The 15,026-nt window shown below is 72.1% G+C and carries 13 protein-coding genes, 1 tRNA gene and 1 pseudogene; 7 read left to right on the forward strand and 8 right to left on the reverse strand.

From position 1 onward, the window contains the following. Positions 1–52: 52 nt before the first annotated feature. A complete protein-coding gene (locus AC0680_RS00850; RefSeq protein WP_478623678.1) occupies positions 53–994 on the reverse strand; it encodes a quinone oxidoreductase family protein in 942 nt (313 codons plus the stop codon). 146 nt (positions 995–1,140) lie between these two features. On the opposite strand from AC0680_RS00850, the gene AC0680_RS00855 reads away from it, so the two are divergent. After that, on the forward strand, positions 1,141–1,584 hold the full coding sequence (locus tag AC0680_RS00855) for a MarR family winged helix-turn-helix transcriptional regulator (protein ID WP_478623681.1): 444 nt from the start codon (positions 1,141–1,143) through the stop codon (positions 1,582–1,584). 135 nt (positions 1,585–1,719) lie between these two features. On the opposite strand, the gene fdhD is transcribed toward AC0680_RS00855, so the two are convergent. Next, positions 1,720–2,577 (reverse strand): formate dehydrogenase accessory sulfurtransferase FdhD, encoded by an 858-nt coding sequence (fdhD, locus tag AC0680_RS00860; protein WP_478623684.1) that lies wholly within the window; start codon positions 2,575–2,577, stop codon positions 1,720–1,722. Positions 2,578–2,877: 300 nt separating this feature from the next. Here fdhD and AC0680_RS00865 point away from each other — a divergent pair, with 300 nt between their 5' ends. Then, complete coding sequence (locus AC0680_RS00865; RefSeq protein WP_478623687.1) at positions 2,878–3,561, forward strand: GntR family transcriptional regulator; 684 nt, start codon at positions 2,878–2,880, stop codon at positions 3,559–3,561. A gap of 137 nt (positions 3,562–3,698) precedes the next feature. Then, on the forward strand, positions 3,699–4,085 hold the full coding sequence (locus AC0680_RS00870; RefSeq protein ID WP_478623690.1) for a chorismate mutase: 387 nt from the start codon (positions 3,699–3,701) through the stop codon (positions 4,083–4,085). A gap of 129 nt (positions 4,086–4,214) precedes the next feature. Here the strand turns inward: AC0680_RS00870 and AC0680_RS00875 are convergent, their stop codons facing one another. Further along, positions 4,215–4,376 carry a hypothetical protein gene (locus tag AC0680_RS00875; protein WP_478623693.1) on the reverse strand — a complete coding sequence of 54 codons (162 nt, stop codon included), beginning with the start codon at positions 4,374–4,376 and terminating at the stop codon, positions 4,215–4,217. Positions 4,377–4,523: 147 nt separating this feature from the next. Here AC0680_RS00875 and AC0680_RS00880 point away from each other — a divergent pair, with 147 nt between their 5' ends. Then, on the forward strand, positions 4,524–4,994 hold the full coding sequence (locus AC0680_RS00880; RefSeq protein ID WP_478623696.1) for a pyridoxamine 5'-phosphate oxidase family protein: 471 nt from the start codon (positions 4,524–4,526) through the stop codon (positions 4,992–4,994). Between the two features lie 462 nt (positions 4,995–5,456). Continuing rightward, positions 5,457–7,016 carry an aldehyde dehydrogenase family protein gene (locus tag AC0680_RS00885; protein ID WP_478623698.1) on the forward strand — a complete coding sequence of 520 codons (1,560 nt, stop codon included), beginning with the start codon at positions 5,457–5,459 and terminating at the stop codon, positions 7,014–7,016. 76 nt (positions 7,017–7,092) lie between these two features. Here AC0680_RS00885 and AC0680_RS00890 read toward each other — a convergent pair whose 3' ends face one another. Next, on the reverse strand, positions 7,093–8,430 hold the full coding sequence (locus tag AC0680_RS00890; RefSeq protein WP_478623701.1) for a DUF2254 domain-containing protein: 1,338 nt from the start codon (positions 8,428–8,430) through the stop codon (positions 7,093–7,095). Between the two features lie 105 nt (positions 8,431–8,535). Between AC0680_RS00890 and AC0680_RS00895 the strand changes: the two genes are divergently transcribed. Beyond that, positions 8,536–8,623: transfer RNA gene (locus tag AC0680_RS00895), tRNA-Leu, on the forward strand. Positions 8,624–9,019: 396 nt separating this feature from the next. Here the strand turns inward: AC0680_RS00895 and AC0680_RS00900 are convergent. The 3 genes from AC0680_RS00900 to AC0680_RS00910 are packed head-to-tail and all read right to left on the reverse strand — an operon-like array spanning position 9,020 to position 13,646. Continuing rightward, positions 9,020–10,582, reverse strand: coding sequence for a GMC family oxidoreductase (locus tag AC0680_RS00900; RefSeq protein WP_478623703.1), 1,563 nt, complete (start codon positions 10,580–10,582; stop codon positions 9,020–9,022). A 14-nt stretch (positions 10,583–10,596) separates the two neighbouring features. Next, positions 10,597–12,180 (reverse strand): APC family permease, encoded by a 1,584-nt coding sequence (locus tag AC0680_RS00905; protein WP_478623705.1) that lies wholly within the window; start codon positions 12,178–12,180, stop codon positions 10,597–10,599. Further along, positions 12,177–13,646 (reverse strand): aldehyde dehydrogenase family protein, encoded by a 1,470-nt coding sequence (locus AC0680_RS00910; RefSeq protein WP_478624451.1) that lies wholly within the window; start codon positions 13,644–13,646, stop codon positions 12,177–12,179. The genes AC0680_RS00905 and AC0680_RS00910 overlap by 4 nt, the downstream gene beginning before the upstream one ends. Before the next feature lie 216 nt (positions 13,647–13,862). On the opposite strand from AC0680_RS00910, the gene AC0680_RS00915 reads away from it, so the two are divergent. Beyond that, positions 13,863–14,375 carry a DUF6314 family protein gene (locus AC0680_RS00915; protein WP_478623708.1) on the forward strand — a complete coding sequence of 171 codons (513 nt, stop codon included), beginning with the start codon at positions 13,863–13,865 and terminating at the stop codon, positions 14,373–14,375. A gap of 27 nt (positions 14,376–14,402) precedes the next feature. Here the strand turns inward: AC0680_RS00915 and AC0680_RS00920 are convergent. Continuing rightward, positions 14,403–14,948: pseudogene (locus AC0680_RS00920) on the reverse strand (class I SAM-dependent methyltransferase); the annotation flags it as partial. Positions 14,949–15,026 lie beyond the last annotated feature (78 nt).

Here is a 15,026-nt window from a genome sequence, read left to right on the forward strand (position 1 = left end):
GTGTGCCGCAGGAGCGGGTGACACGGCACGCCCGGTCCGCCCCCGCGGTGCGTCACGGCCGCAGCACCACCTTGCCGAGATTGGCCCTGGCCTCGATGATCTCGTGCGCCTTGGCGGCCTGGGCCAGCGGCAGTTCGGCGTGGACGGCGGCCCGCAGCCGGCCGGACCGTGCCAGCTCCCACAGCTGCGCGCGGTGCTGCTCGTACAGCTCCCGGTGGACGGCGGCGAACCGGCGCATCGTCAGTCCGGTGACCGTCTTGGAGCCGGCCAGCAGTTCATACGCCGGGACCGTGCCGCCACCGGAGTTGAAGAAGACCAGCCGGCCCCCCTCCGCCAGGGCGGCCAGCGCCCGCGGCAGCAGCTCCCCGCCGACGCCGTCCAGGACGATGTCGACCGGCTCGCCCCAGGACTCCTGGTCGTAGGTCACCACCTCATCGGCCCCGAGCCCGTGCAGGAACTCCGCCTTGGCGGCCGAACCGACCGCGGCGACCACCCGCGGCACCCCTTGGAGCTTGGCCAGTTGGACGGCGAGGTGCCCGGTGCCGCTGGCCGCACCGGTGATCAGTACGGATTCGGTGCCCCGCGGTGCGGCGGTGCTCAGCGCGGCGAGCGCGACATGCCCGCTGCGCACCAGCGCGACCGCCTCCACGGCGCTCGCCCCCTCGGGTATCCGGCTCGCCAGGAAGGCGGGCGCGAGGGCGAGTTCGGTGTACGAGCCGGTGAGGGTGAGCGAGGTGACACGATCGCCGACGGCGAAGCCGGTGACGTCCGGGCCGAGCGCCACGACCTCGCCGGCGATCTCCCCGCCGGGCGTACTGGGGAGCGGATCGCCGCCGCCCTTGCCGTCGCCGCGCAGTCGCCGTACGCACGGCAGCGTCACACCGATCGCCTCGGTGCGCACCAGGAGTTCACCGGGGCCGGGCACCGGGGGCTCGGCCTCCTCGACGCGCAGGACTTCCGGACCGCCGTAGGCATGGAATCGGACTCGGCGCATGGGTCGCCACCTCCGTGGGAGTCGGACCGGCGGACACCGGCCGTTTCATTGGGTCCCCCAACGATAAGCCGAAGTCGTTGGGGAAGCCAATGGATTTCCGCGACTTTTCGTAGGGAGACCCAATGGATTCTCGGTACGGTGGATCCATGGCCGACACCTCTTACGCCCCCAGCCGCATCCGCGCGCTCCCCAGCTGGCTCCTGGGCCGCGCCGCCGCCCGCGGCCACCGCCTGGTCGCCGATGCCCTCGCCGCCGAGGGCATGCGGATGATGCACCACGCCGTCCTGTCGGCGGTCGACGAGCTCGGTCCGGTCTCCCAGGCGGAGCTCGGCCGGACCCTGGGCATCGACCCCAAGGACATGGTCGCGATCGTCAACGACCTGCAGAAGGACGCCCTGGTCACCCGCACCCCCGACCCCAAGGACCGGCGCAAGAACGCCGTCGAGATCTCCGCCGACGGCAGGCGGCGCCTGCGCCGCACCCAGCGGCTCGGCGACGAGGCCAACGCGGAGCTGACCGCGGCGCTCACCCCCGCCGAGCGCGAGCAGCTGATCGCGCTGCTGACCCGGATCGCGCTGCCGGGGGAGTGAGCTGCCGCTGGGGGAGCGGCTGCCGCCCGGTGGGCTCCGGATGACGTACGGGAGGTACGGACACCGCCCGGCTGACGTGCGCAGGGGCGCGTCTTGCCGGCGGCGAAGCCGGCCGCCCGGCCCCGGTGTGCCGCCTCAGCCGGTGGCGGCCGCGGCGCTCAGGGCGAGGCGGTGCTCACCCGCGTAGACGTTCATCGAGGAGCCGCGCAGAAACCCGACCAGGGTCAGCCCGGTCTCCTGCGCCAGGTCGACGGCGAGCGAGGACGGTGCCGAGACCGCGGCCAGCACCGGAATCCCCGCCATCACGGCCTTCTGCGCCAGCTCGAACGACGCCCGCCCGGAGACCATCAGCACGCACGAGGACAGCGGCAGCAGCCCCTGCTGCAGCGCCCGGCCCACGATCTTGTCCACCGCGTTGTGCCGCCCCACGTCCTCCCGTACGTCGAGCAGTTCCCCGTCGGTGGTGAACAGCGCCGCGGCATGCAGACCCCCGGTCCGGTCGAACACCCGCTGGGCGGACCGCAGCCGGTCGGGGAGGGCGGCGAGGGTGGCGGGTGCGAGGCGGGCCGGGGTGCCGGGGGAGGCGTCCAGCGGCCAGCGGGTGGTGGTGCGCACCGCCTCCAGGCTGGCCTTGCCGCACAGCCCGCACGAGGACGTCGTGTAGACGTTGCGCTCCAGGGTGATGTCCGGGACCGGCACCCCGTCCGCGAGCCGCACATCGACGACGTTGTACGTGTTGGCGCCGCCCTCGCCGGTCGCCCCCGCGCAGTAGACGATGTTCGCCAGCTCGTCGGCGCGCGCCAGGACGCCCTCGCTGACGAGGAAGCCCGCGGCCAGCGCGAAGTCGTCACCGGGCGTGCGCATCGTGATCGCCAGCGGCCTGCCGCCGAGCCGGATCTCCATCGGCTCCTCGGCGACGAGGGTGTCCGGGCGGGTGCTCACGGCACCGTCGCGGATACGGATCACCTTGCGTCGTTCCGTGACACGTCCCATGGCTTGATCAGTCCCACTCGTTCCGGTGACCTTGGCGCCCCCATTGTCCTGCATATGGCGGGTGTGCCGGCCGCCGGCGGCGCGGCGTGCGGCCGCCTCGGCCGGCCGGGCCCAACCAGCCTCGTTCCCCCAGGGGTTGGCCGCCACCGGGGCGCGGTGCCTGCGGTGGGCAGGTGGCCCCGGTCGTCCGGCATGGTGGAGGGGCGCGCCGGTAGACTGTAGACGATAGCCAATCGCTCATCGGCAAGAGCCGTTCGCCGACCCGCAGGGTGCCGCACGCGTCCACAGAGGGGGACCTCGATGCCGTCCGAAGGGCTGCCGCAGGGCACCGTGCCGAAGCTCGAACGCCCCGGTCCGCTGCGCGAGCGCGTCTATGAGGCGCTGCTCGAACTGATCACCACCCGTGCGCTTCGGCCCGGCCGGCATCTGGTCGAGAGCGAGCTCGCGAGGCACCTCGGCGTCTCCCGGCAGCCGGTCCGCGAGGCGCTGCAACGGCTCCACACCGACGGCTGGGTGGATCTGCGGCCGGCACAGGGGGCGTTCGTCCACGAGCCCACCGAGGAGGAGGCCGACCAGCTGCTGACGGTCCGTACGCTGCTGGAGGCGGAGGCCGCCCGGCTTGCCGCGGCCAACGCCGGCGCGGCGGGGATCGCCGAGCTGGAGCGGCTGTGCGCCCAGGGCGAGCGCGCGGTGGCGGACGACGCGGTGGACGACGCGGTGGCGGCCGACGCCGCCTTCCACGCCAAGGTGCTGGAGCTGGCCGGCAACGCGGTACTGGCGGAGCTTTCCGCACAGGTCGGGCGGCGGGCGCGCTGGTACTGCACGCCGGTCGCCCGGCAGCGCGGCAACACGTCGTGGATCGAGCACCGCGAGCTGATCGCGGCGATCGCCGCCCGCGACGAGGAGCGCGCCACGGCCCTCATGCGCGCCCACACCGAGCACACCCGCCGTACGTACCACGAGCGGGTGCGCGAGACGGAGTAGGGACGGTCCGCCCCGGGCCCCCGCCCGCCACGCGTCCGATCCGCGAGACCAGCCCCGGGCGCCTGCCGCCGGCCGGGTAATCTTCACCCGATCAGGACCGAAGCACCGCACGACCGACCATGAATGGCGAGAGGTACATGAGCGAAGGGACAGCACCGGCGGCCGGCGAAGCGGCCTCCGTCGCCGACGAGGCGGCCCGCGAGCGGCTGGGCTACCTGCGCAGCAGCATCGACAACCTCGACGCCGCCCTGGTCCATCTGCTCGCCGAGCGCTTCAAGTGCACCCAGCAGGTCGGCGAGCTCAAGGCCCGGCACAGCCTGCCGCCCGCCGACCCGGCCCGCGAGGCCGCCCAGATCGAGCGGCTGCGCCGACTGGCCGAGGACGCCCGACTGGACCCGGCGTTCGCCGAGAAGTTCCTGAACTTCATCATCGATGAAGTGGTGCGCCACCATAAGGCGATCGCGAACCAGGGCGCCGCCGCGAACGGATCTCGCGAGGGCGCAGGCGCAGGACCCGAGAGCTGATCACGCGGCGCGGTGACCATGACGTACGTCGCATCACGAACGGCCGGCTCGTAGCCTTCCCACCGTCAGCTCGCTGACCGCGCGTTGGTGTTCAACCGTGGAGACGCTCCGAACCGCGGCGGCTCGGCGTCAGCGGTTCGCTCCCCTTCGTGCCGAAGCGGCCCATGCTGCGAGCAACTGCTCGTACTCGGCCTGCTCGTCGGGCCACAGGGGCCGACCGGTGCGGGCGGCCATGAACGCGCGTATGCGCTCGTTGGCCTCGGCGGCATCTGGGACGCATGTGGTCGCCATGGCGCGAATCGTACGGCCAGTCACTGACAAGCGCACACGGATTACTCGCCCTTGGGCTGTTCGGGGTGCGGACCCTCCGGCTCTCGGCCCCGAGTCCTAGTTCCGCTGACCGATGTGCGGTGGTGCCACCCGCCATAACCTCGCTCCATGACGTCAGTCGATTCTCCTCCACGCGGACCCCGGAGCCCGGAGCAGCGCAAGCGCGAGGCGCTGGAACGGCTCGTGCGGGACAACGATGTATGGGTCGCCACGGCCGACGCCACCGGCGAGCCGTGCCTCGTTCCGCTTGCCTTCTGGTGGGACGGGGAGGCCGTGTGGCTGGCCACCCGCGTCACCAACCCGACGGGGCGCAACCTTTCCGCCAACGGACGGGTCCGTCTTTCCTTCGGCCATACCCGGGACGTGGTCCTGGTCCACGGCACCGCGCGCATGCTGACCCGCGAGGAGCTGCCGGCCGAGGTGGGCGATGCCTTCGCGGCCAAGGACGGCTGGGATCCTCGGAAGGATCACTCCTCCTATGTCTTCTTCGAGGTCACGCCGGAGGTTCTGCAGGCGTGGGGAACGGTCCCGGAGATGACGGGGCGGACTCTCATGCGTGAGGGGAAGTGGCTGGTCTAGGGCCTCAGTTCTTCGGCGGGCCCTCGAAGAAGCACGCGCGGATCGCCACCACGAGCAGTCCGCGGACGCCGACGAGATCGAGCACCTCGGCGTGATTCCCGGTGTCGAAGGTGTGGTTCCCGCATCGGATCGCCGATGTCCGGTGGGGCGGCGGCGGTCGGGCCGAGCAGTCGGGTCGAGCGGCCGGCACGGGCCTGCTCGCACGGGGTGGGCAGGGGACGAGCCACCGGCGGCCGGAGGGCGGGTGGGTGCCGTCCGGCCAGGGGGCGGGAGCGATCCGCCCACCACTCGCCTCACCCAGGTGGCCCCGCCGCCCACGAAGAGTGACACTCGCCATAACCTGACGCCGGACCGCCCCCCGGTGCCACCCCGCCCACTACCGTCCGGTAACGGCTTCTCAGGGAGCCGCCCGAGCGCCACCACCCTGCCCCTCCGGCCGTGCACCGAGAGCGGAGACAACCGATGGCACCCACCCCCGACACCACCCCGACCCTGGCCCTGAAGCCCGGCACGTCCTGGCCGGACGCCTGGCAACGCAGCCTGGCGGCCGCCCCCGAGGCGTTCCGCGACGATCACGCCCTCAACCTCTGGGCCGCCTCCTGGCACCCGGACGGAGATCCGCTGCCCGCCACCAGCCCGATCGACGGCACCCCCATCGCCGGCCCGCCCCGCCTGAACGCGGACACCGCGCGGCAGGCCGTACGCGCCTCCCTCGACCAGCACCGCGTCTGGCGACAGGTCCCCCTGGCCGAGCGCAAGGCCCGGATCTCCGCCACCCTCGACGCCCTCACCGAACACCGCGAACTGCTCGCGCTGCTGCTGGTCTGGGAGATCGGCAAGCCCTGGAAGCTCGCCCAGGCCGATGTCGACCGCGCCATCGACGGCGTCCGCTGGTACGTCGACGAGATCGACCGGATGCTCGCCGACCGCACCCCGCTGCCCGGACCGGTCAGCAACATCGCCAGCTGGAACTACCCCATGTCGGTCCTGATCCACGCGATGCTCGTCCAGGCGCTGGCGGGCAACGCCGTGATCGCCAAGACACCCACCGACGGCGGCCTGGTCTGCCTCACCCTGGCCTGCGCGCTGGCCGCCCGGGAAGGGGTCCCGGCCACCCTCGTCAGCGGCAGCGGCGGTGAGCTCTCGCCCGCCCTCGTCCGCTCGCCCGAGATCGGCTGTGTCTCCTTCGTCGGCGGCCGGGACACCGGCGCCCGCGTCGCCACCGCCGTCGCCGACCTCGGCAAGCGCCACATCCTCGAACAGGAGGGCCTCAACACCTGGGGGATCTGGAACTACACCGACTGGTCCGCCCTCACCCCCCTGCTGCGCAAGACCTTCGACTACGCCAAACAGCGCTGCACCGCCTACCCCCGCTTCGTCGTCCAGCGCGACGCCTTCGCCGACTTCCTCGCCGCCTACCTCCCGGCCGTACGCAGCGTCCGCTTCGGCCACCCCCTGGCCGTCGCGGCCCCCGCCGACCCGCTCCCCGAACTCGACTTCGGCCCCCTGATCAACGCGGCCAAGGCCAAGGAACTCGCCGACCTCACGACCGAGGCCGTCTCCCGGGGCGCCGTCCCCCTGCACCGGGGCGCCCTCGGCGACGGCCACTTCCTGCCCGACCAGGACACCTCCGCCTACCTCCCGCCGACCACCCTCCTGGCCCCGCCGCCCTCCTCGCCCCTCCACCACGCCGAGCCCTTCGGCCCCGTCGACACCGTCGTCCTCGTCGACACCGAAGCCGAACTGCTCGCCGCCATGAACGCCAGCAACGGCGCCCTGGTCGCGAGCCTCTCCTGTGACGACAAGGACACCTACGACCGCCTCGCGCCCCAGATCCGCGCCTTCAAGGTCGGCCACAACAAGCCCCGCTCCCGCGGCGACCGCGATGAGCTCTTCGGCGGCTTCGGCAACTCCTGGAGCGGTGCCTTCGTCGGCGGCGAGCTCCTGGTCCGAGCGGTGACCGAGGGTCCGGCCACCGAGCGCCTGCCGGGCAACTTCCCGGACTACCACCTGATGCCGTAGCCGGCCGCCGGCCACGGGGGGCGGGCACCCTGGGCCCGCCCGGTGGACCGGGGCGGACCGCGCATCCAGCCCGCCCCTAACCGATGCCCTGCCGGTCGGGGTGCGCGGCGAACCGCCGGTCCGCCGCCTCCGGCACCGCCTGCTCCAGCGCCCTCAGCAGGAGTTCGCGGTGCCGCACCAGGGGCTCCCGCCGCTCCTGCGGTGCGAGCAGCAGCAGATCGTCGATGCCGGCCAGCAGTCGTCGCGTCACCTGCGGGCTGTGCACGGAGGCGGCCCGGACCTCGGTCAGCCCCAGATCCACCAGATCCGCCCACCCCGGGACCCGCTGCGTCAGCCGCACCACACCCCGGCGGTCGCGGTGGTGCACCGACCCGAGCGGCCGGTGCACCACCACCGCCAGGATCTGCACGATCCGGTCCAGGCACTGCACGGCCGTGGTCGGATCGTTCACCGCCGGCGACAGCCCGCGCAGCGCGATGTCCGCCAACTGCCGCAGCCCCAGCCCGAGATCCTGGTGGAAGGTGCGCTCGACGCCGACCGAGACCGTGTACCGCAACAGCGCCCGCCGCGGCGGCGTCCCGCCGTGCACCGCGAGTACCGGCGTCCCCGGCGTCACGAAGTCCCCGATGCGTGGGATCAGCCGCAGTACGACGCCCTGCCGCCGCGCCACCCGCACCAGCCGCGCCACATGCACATCCCGCACCACCCCCGCCCGCCCCTCATGCGCCAGCCAGCCGGTCTCCGGTGCCCGCACCCCCGCATCGTCCTCGCCGTCCTCGCTGCCCGGAGCCTGCCGCGCCAGCATCCGCAGCGTCTCCCGCGTGATCCGGTCCACCACCGGCCCCACCTGCATCAGCCGCAGCGTGGCGGACACATACGCGATGAACAGCACCAGACTCAGCCCGACCAGCACCAGCGTCAGCAGGCTCTGCACGACCGGTACGGAGGTGATCTCCCGCGCACTGCTCTCGCTCTCGTAGGAGGTGAGCACCAGCAGCGAGAACAGGAACGTCGCCAGGAAGACGGTGAGCGTGATCTTGCTGATCCGGCTCCGGACGAAGATCCGCACCACCCGCGGGGTGAGCTGCCCGCTGGCCATCTGCACCGCGACCAGCGAGATGCTGAAGACCACGCCGATGAAGGTCATCATCGCCGCGCTGATCGTCGTCACGATCGTCTTGGCGTCGTCCGCGATCGCCATCAGCTCCCGGACCGCGCCGTACGCCCGCTCGCGCTGCAGCAGCGCGACGATCTCCAGGTCGACGGCCGACGCCGCCCACCACAGCAGCACCGCACCGAGCAGTCCCGCGGTCGGAGCGAACCAGAAGGTGTCCCGCAGATGCTCCCGCAGCGGTGAGAGAGCCCGTGGCCTGCGCGGCCCAGTGAGATGAGCGATGTGTCCGTCATTGCCCATAAACCGAGGTTATGCCCCGCACGGATACGCAGGTGAAAGGCACTCCGAAACCTTGGTATTGTTGTCCATGTCGCCGCGGGGAACGCCCCGCGAAGATCACACCTAGTCCGGGTGGCGGAATGGCAGACGCGCTAGCTTGAGGTGCTAGTGCCCTTTATCGGGCGTGGGGGTTCAAGTCCCCCCTCGGACACCAGCGAAAAACCCCTGTTGATCAGGGGTTTTCTTCGTTTTGGGGGTCGGGGCGAGCGCCCTTCGGGAAATCCCGGCAACTTATCCGATTTGACTGTTCCATTCCCCTTGTCCGGGAGTATCCTGAAGACCGGCCTACGGGGCGAGCGAGGGAGTTCGACCGGACTGGCCTCGGGGTAAGGGAGCTCTGGCTCTCGCCGAGGACTAGAAGAAAGGTCGGGCTGAGAGGCTGAAAGGTCGTGAGACCGGACGGCGACCCCCAAGCACCTGATCCGGACAATGCCGGCGAAGGGAGCCCACCTCGTAGGTCTTTGTCGTGCCGGTCGTGCCGTGATCCGCTGGGCCCGCCCAGGATCCGCGCGTCGGCCGGGATCCGCAAGGACGGCCGGCGGTGCCGCGATCAGCCGCCCCGGATCATGTCGGCGCACTTCTCCCCGATCATCATCGTCGTGATGCAGGGGTTCACGGTCGTCAGGAACGGCATCACCGAGCCGTCGGCCACCCGCAGGCCGGTGACGCCCTTGACCCGCAGCTGTGGGTCGAGCGGGGCCGCGTCGTCGCCGGGAGCGCCCATCTGGACCGTGCAGGCCGGGTGGTAGACGGTGTTGTGGGTGTCGCGGATGTAGGCGAGCAGGTCTTCGTCGGAGTGGGCGGAGGGGCCGGGCGCGAGTTCGACGCCGGCCCAGCTCGCCATCGGGGCCTGGGCGACGATCTCGCGGGCGAGGCGGAGGCCGTGGGTCATGACCCGTACGTCGTGTTCGTGGGTGAAGTAGCGGGGGTCGACCTTGGGTTTGTCGCGGAAGTCGCGGGTGCGCAGGCGGACGGTGCCGCGCGAGCGGGCGCGGGTGACGTTCGGGGTGAGGCAGAAGGCGTTGTCCGAGGTGGGGTAGCCGCGGCGGTAGGTGTTCATGTCGAAGGGCACCGAGCCGTAGTGGAACATCAGGTCGGGGCGGTCCAGGCCGGGCTCGGTGTCGGCGAAGACGCCGATCTCCCACCACTGGGTGGAGGAGGTCACCATGGGCTGCCTGGCCTCCCACATGATCACGCCCTCGGGGTGGTCCTGGAGGTTGTCGCCCACGCCCGGTGCGTCGACGAGCGGTTCGATGCCGATCGACCTCAGGTGGTCGGCCGGGCCGATGCCGGAGAGCATCAGCAGCTTGGGGGTGTCGATGGCCCCGCAGGAGACGACGACCTCGCGGCGGGCGTTGACGGTACGGCTGTGGAAGAGGTCGGGGGCGAGGTACTCCACACCGGTGCAGCGCCGGGAGGGGGTGAAGTTCAGGCGCTTGGCCTGCAGTCCGGTGCGCACGTCGAGATTGCGGCGGGTGTCCATGACGGGGTGGAGGTAGGAGACCGACGCGGAGGAACGGGTGCCGTCCGGGCGGCAGTTGATCTGGAACCAGTGGGCGCCGCGGACGACGGTCCTGCCGGTGTTGAACGGGGTGGTGGGGATGCCGGCCGCCGCGCAGGCCTCCAGGAGGGCCACCCCGCACGGGTCGCGCGGCGGGACGGTGCGCAGGGTGACCGGGCCGGAGCGGCCGTGGTGGTCGCCCGGTGCGTCGTTGCTCTCCAGTCGCTGGTAGAGCGGGAAGCAGTCGGCCGCGCTCCAGCCCTGGCAGCCCCGCGCGGCCCACTCGTCGAGGTCCTCGGCCGGGGCCCAGAAGGCGATACAGGAGTTGTGCGAGGAGCAGCCGCCGAGCACCTTGGCACGGGCGTGCCGCATGAAGTCGTTGCCGTTCTCCTGCGGCTCGACGGGGTAGTCCCAGTCGTAACCGGACTCCAGCAGGCCCATCCAGCGATCCAGGCGCAGCACGTTGTCGTCGCCGACATCGGACGGACCGGCCTCCAGCAGACAGACCGTGACCGAGGGGTCCTCGCTCAGCCGCGCCGCCACGACGGCGCCGGCCGTGCCGCCGCCGACCACGACATAGTCGAACTCTTCCACGGGGGTCTCTTGGGGCATCGCGCCGTCTCCCGTCAGGGGGTGGGGGTGGTGGGGGAGCCCGGGCCGCCCGGGCCGCCGTCGTCGGGGCCGACGGCGGCGTGCATGGCCAGGACGCCGGTCCGCTTGCGCTGGACGAACCAGTAGTAGGTGAAGCCGCCGATCGCCACGACGCCGATGAACAGGAACGCGCCCCAGCGCAGATACCAGTGCTGCGGGCCGGTCGCGTTGTAGACGGCGGCGCGCGGCCAGGCGAGGTTGAGGGACATCCCGATGCCCCAGAGGACGGCGAGGACGTTGATCGGCACGCCGAACCTGCCCAGCGAGAACCTCCCCTCCAGCGGGGTCCACTTGCCGCGCAGCCGCTGGATCAGCATCGGCAGGGTGACCGACAGATACGCCAGATAGATCATGATGATCGCGATGCTGGTGATCACCGAGAAGATCTGCGGCTGGTTGACGTTGAGCACCAGGATGCCGATCGCCACCAGACCGATCACGACGGCGGGCAGCACCGGCGTCTGGAAGCGCGGACTGACCTTGGCGAGCAGCGAGGCGGCCGGCAGATTGTTGTCCCGGGCCATCGCGAACGCCAGCCGGATGCCCGCGGTGTGCACCGCCAGCTCGCACACGGTGATCGCGATGACCACGCACCAGAGCACGATCTGCCCCACCGTAGAGCCGAGGGTGGCGAGGACGACGTACTGCAGTCCGTCCACGGACAGCTCCTCGGCGTGCAGGTCGGGCACCGAGAGCAGGGCGAAGAGCAGGATCAGCCCGCCGATGAGGAAGGACGCGACCAGCGCGCGCAGGATCGCCCGCGGCGCGTTGCGGCCGGGGTCCTTGGACTCCTCGCCGAGCGACGAGGCCGTGTCGAAGCCGTACATGACATACGCCGAGGCCAGCGACGCGGTCAGAAACGCCCCGAAGTAGCCGAGGGTTTCGCCCTCGCCCAGCCCGAAGGTGTTGGTCACCGCTCCCGGGCCGCGGGTGATGTGCGCGGCGAGCAGCACGATCAGGACGATGGCGGCGATCAGCTCGATGGCCACGCCGGCCGAGTTGATCCGCGCCATCAGCTTGACGCCGAACGCGTTGACCAGGGTGGTGAAGGTGACGAGTACGGTGCCGAGCACCACCGCGTTGGCGGCCGCCGACTGCCCGGTGCCGTCGCCGATGAACTGGAACCACGACGAGATCTGCGGCAGCGTCACCTGATAGGCGAGCGCCACGGCCGACAGCGAGACCATGGTCGCGGTGAGCATCATCCAGCCGCCGAGCCAGCCGATGTGCGGGCCGCCGAGCTTCTTGGCCCAGTTGTAGATCGAGCCGGCCACCGGATAGCGGGCGGCCAGCTCGCAGAAGCACAGCGCCACCATCAGCTGCCCGAGGAAGACCATCGGCCAGGACCACCAGTACGCCGGGCCGCCGTGGGCGACACCGAAGTAGAACAGCTGGAAGGTGCCGGTGAGGATCGAGATGTAGCTGATGCCGGCGGCGAAGGTGTGGAAGTTGCCCAGGGTGCGCTTGAGTTCGGGCTTGTAGCCGAGTTCGGCGAGCGAGGCGTCGTCGTGCGAGTGATCGTCCCCTGCCGGGGGGTGCACGGACCCGGGATCCGTCACTCGAACCACCTCTGCGGCCGTGGCGCGGTATTGCGCCAGACGTGCTTGGCCTCCTGGTACTCCGCCAGCCCGGCGGGCCCGAGCTCCCGCCCCACGCCCGACTGCTTCATCCCGCCCCACTCCGCCTGCGGCACGTACGGATGGAAGTCATTGATCCACACCGTCCCCGCGCGCATCCGGGCCGCCACCCGGTGGGCGCGCTCGCTGTCCTGCGTCCACACCGCCCCGGCCAGCCCGTAGACCGTGTCGTTGGCGAGCGAGACCGCCTCGTTCTCGTCGCGGAACCGCTCGACGGTCAGCACCGGCCCGAACGACTCGTCCCGTACGACGGACATGTCCGGGGTGCACTCGTCCAGGACGGTCGGCAGGTAGTAGAAGCCGTGCGCCAGCGACGGGTCGTCGGGCGCCGAGCCGCCGCAGAGCAGCACGGCCCCCTCGTCGAGCCCGGCCGCCACATACGCCTCGACCTTCGCGCGGTGCGCGGCCGAGATCAGCGGCCCGGTGCGGGCGTGCTCGTCGAACGGCCCGCCCAGCCGGATCCGCTGGGCGCGGGAGACCAGCTCGTCGACGAACGCATCGTGCAGCTCGTCCTGGACGAGGAGCCGGGCGCCCGCCGAGCAGACCTGCCCGGAGTGCAGGAAGACCGCCGTCAGGGCGTAGTCGACCGCGGTGTCGAAGTCGGCGTCCGAGAAGACGATGTTCGGATTCTTCCCGCCCAGTTCCAGGGCGATCTTCTTCACCGTGGGGGCGGCCGCGGCCATGATGCGCCGGCCGGTGGCCAGACCACCGGTGAACGACACCATGTCCACCCGCGGGTCCTCGGTCAGCGGCGCGCCCACCTCCGGGCCGGTGCCCAGCACCAGATTGCCGGCGCCGGCCGGCAGCCCGGCCTCGGCCAGCAGCCGCATCAGGTGGATGGCGGTGTGCGGGGTCAGCTCGCTGGGCTTGAGGACGAACGTGTTGCCCGTGACCAGCGCGGGCGCGACCTTCCAGGCGGTCTGCAGCAGCGGATAGTTCCACGGGGTGATCAGCGCGCAGACGCCGACCGGCTCGTGCCGCACCGTGCTGTCGGTCTCCGCGATGCCGGTGTCCACCACCCGGTCGGTGCCGCCGGCCGCACCCAGGTTGCCGAAGTAGCGGAAGCACTTGGCGATGTCGTCCATGTCGTAGACGCTCTCGACCAGCCGCTTGCCGGTGTCCAGCGACTCCGCCCGGGCCAGCGCGTCCTTGTCGCGCTCCAGCAGCTCGGCGACGCGCAGCACCAGCCGGCCGCGCTCGTCGGTCGGGGTCCGCGGCCAGGGCCCGTCGTCGAAGGCCAGACGGGCGGCGGCGATCGCGGCCGCCGCGTCCTTCGGCCCGCCCTCGTCGACGGTCGCGACCAGCGTGCCGTCCGCCGGGCAGCGGATCTCCCGCACCTGCCCGTCGGCCGCTGCGGTCCACTGACCGCCGATGAACAGCTCCGGCATGGGGGCCTCCGGTCTCCGGGCTCGTACGAGGCGGCGGCGAGCGGGCGTGCCGCCCTGGCCGACGGCGTACGGCCACCGGACCTCGGTGACGATCACTGCACCGAGCGTAAGGCGGGCACCGCGGGTCCGCACGGTACGAGGGGCCGGGGAGAGGGGAGCGCGGCGCGGGGCGGGGCCGATGGGGTGACGGCAGGGGGCGGGCGGGAGAATGGGGGCATGTCGGGGATGTCGTCGAGCGGGCCGGTGCCACAGGCGGGGACGCGGTGCGCGCCGGAGGTGGTGCCCTACCCGGTCGCCGACGTCGCCGCATACCTCGCCGGCTGCTGGCGCGTCGAGCGCACCGTGTACGACCTGCGAGCCGGCGTCGAGGGCCGCTTCCGCGGGACCGCGGAGTTCCGGCCGGGCGGGGGCGGGGAGCCGTCGGCGGGCGAGGAGCTGCTGCACGTCGAGGAGGGGCGGCTGACGTGGGACGGCACGGAGTACCCGGCGAGCCGCACGCTGCGCCTTCGCCCCCGCCCCGACGGCACCGCCGAGATCCGCTTCGACGACGGCCGGCCCTTCCACGACCTCGACCTCAGGGGCGGACGGTGGAACGCCGTCCACCCCTGCTCCGCGGACCGCTACGCGGGGACCTTCACCGCCGTCGCGGCCGACGAGTGGCACCTGCGGTGGCGGGTCACCGGGCCGGCCAAGGACCAGCTGCTGCGTTCGCTCTACCGGCGGGCGTGAGGCGCCCGGCGGGCCCGGTCCGCTGGCTCAGGCCGCCGGTTTCACCGCACGCAGGGCGTACAGCAGCGGGATGATCGGCTCCGAGGGCGGCAGCCGCCACCAGCCGTTGTCGGCCGGCACCATCGAGTCGAACCGCTTCCAGGGCAACAGCTCGGTCTCCCGCACCAGTTGGACGGTCAGCCCCGCGCCCACCACGGCGGAGACGACCTCGCCGAGCCCGTGCCGCCATTCGTAACTGGTCGTCGCCCCCCGCACCGGCGGCCCGTCGGTGTAGGTGCTGGGCGCATCGCTCCGGATGGCGCCGCGCCCCGCCAAGTAGTCGTAACGGAGCGTCAGTTGCTGGCGCCGCGGGTCCGGGCTCGGCGCCGGACCGAGGGCGTCCAGCAGCGGATGGAACTCGACCAGGTACAGCGTCCCGCCGGGCCGGAGCAGCGCGCTGACGATCCCCGCCCAGGCCGTCAGATCCGGCAGGTAGCACAGCGCCCCCTTGCCGGTGTAGACCACGTCGAACCGGCGGCCGCCCAGTGCCTCCACGGCCCGGTGCACATCCGCCTGGACGAACTCCACCCGGCGGCACGGGGGGGGGGGGGGGGGGCGGGGAGCCGCCACACCCAACGGGGGGGAGGATAGCCCCCCACGTGATTCGGGCTT

This window comes from Streptomyces sp. NPDC043738 (assembly GCF_056436545.1).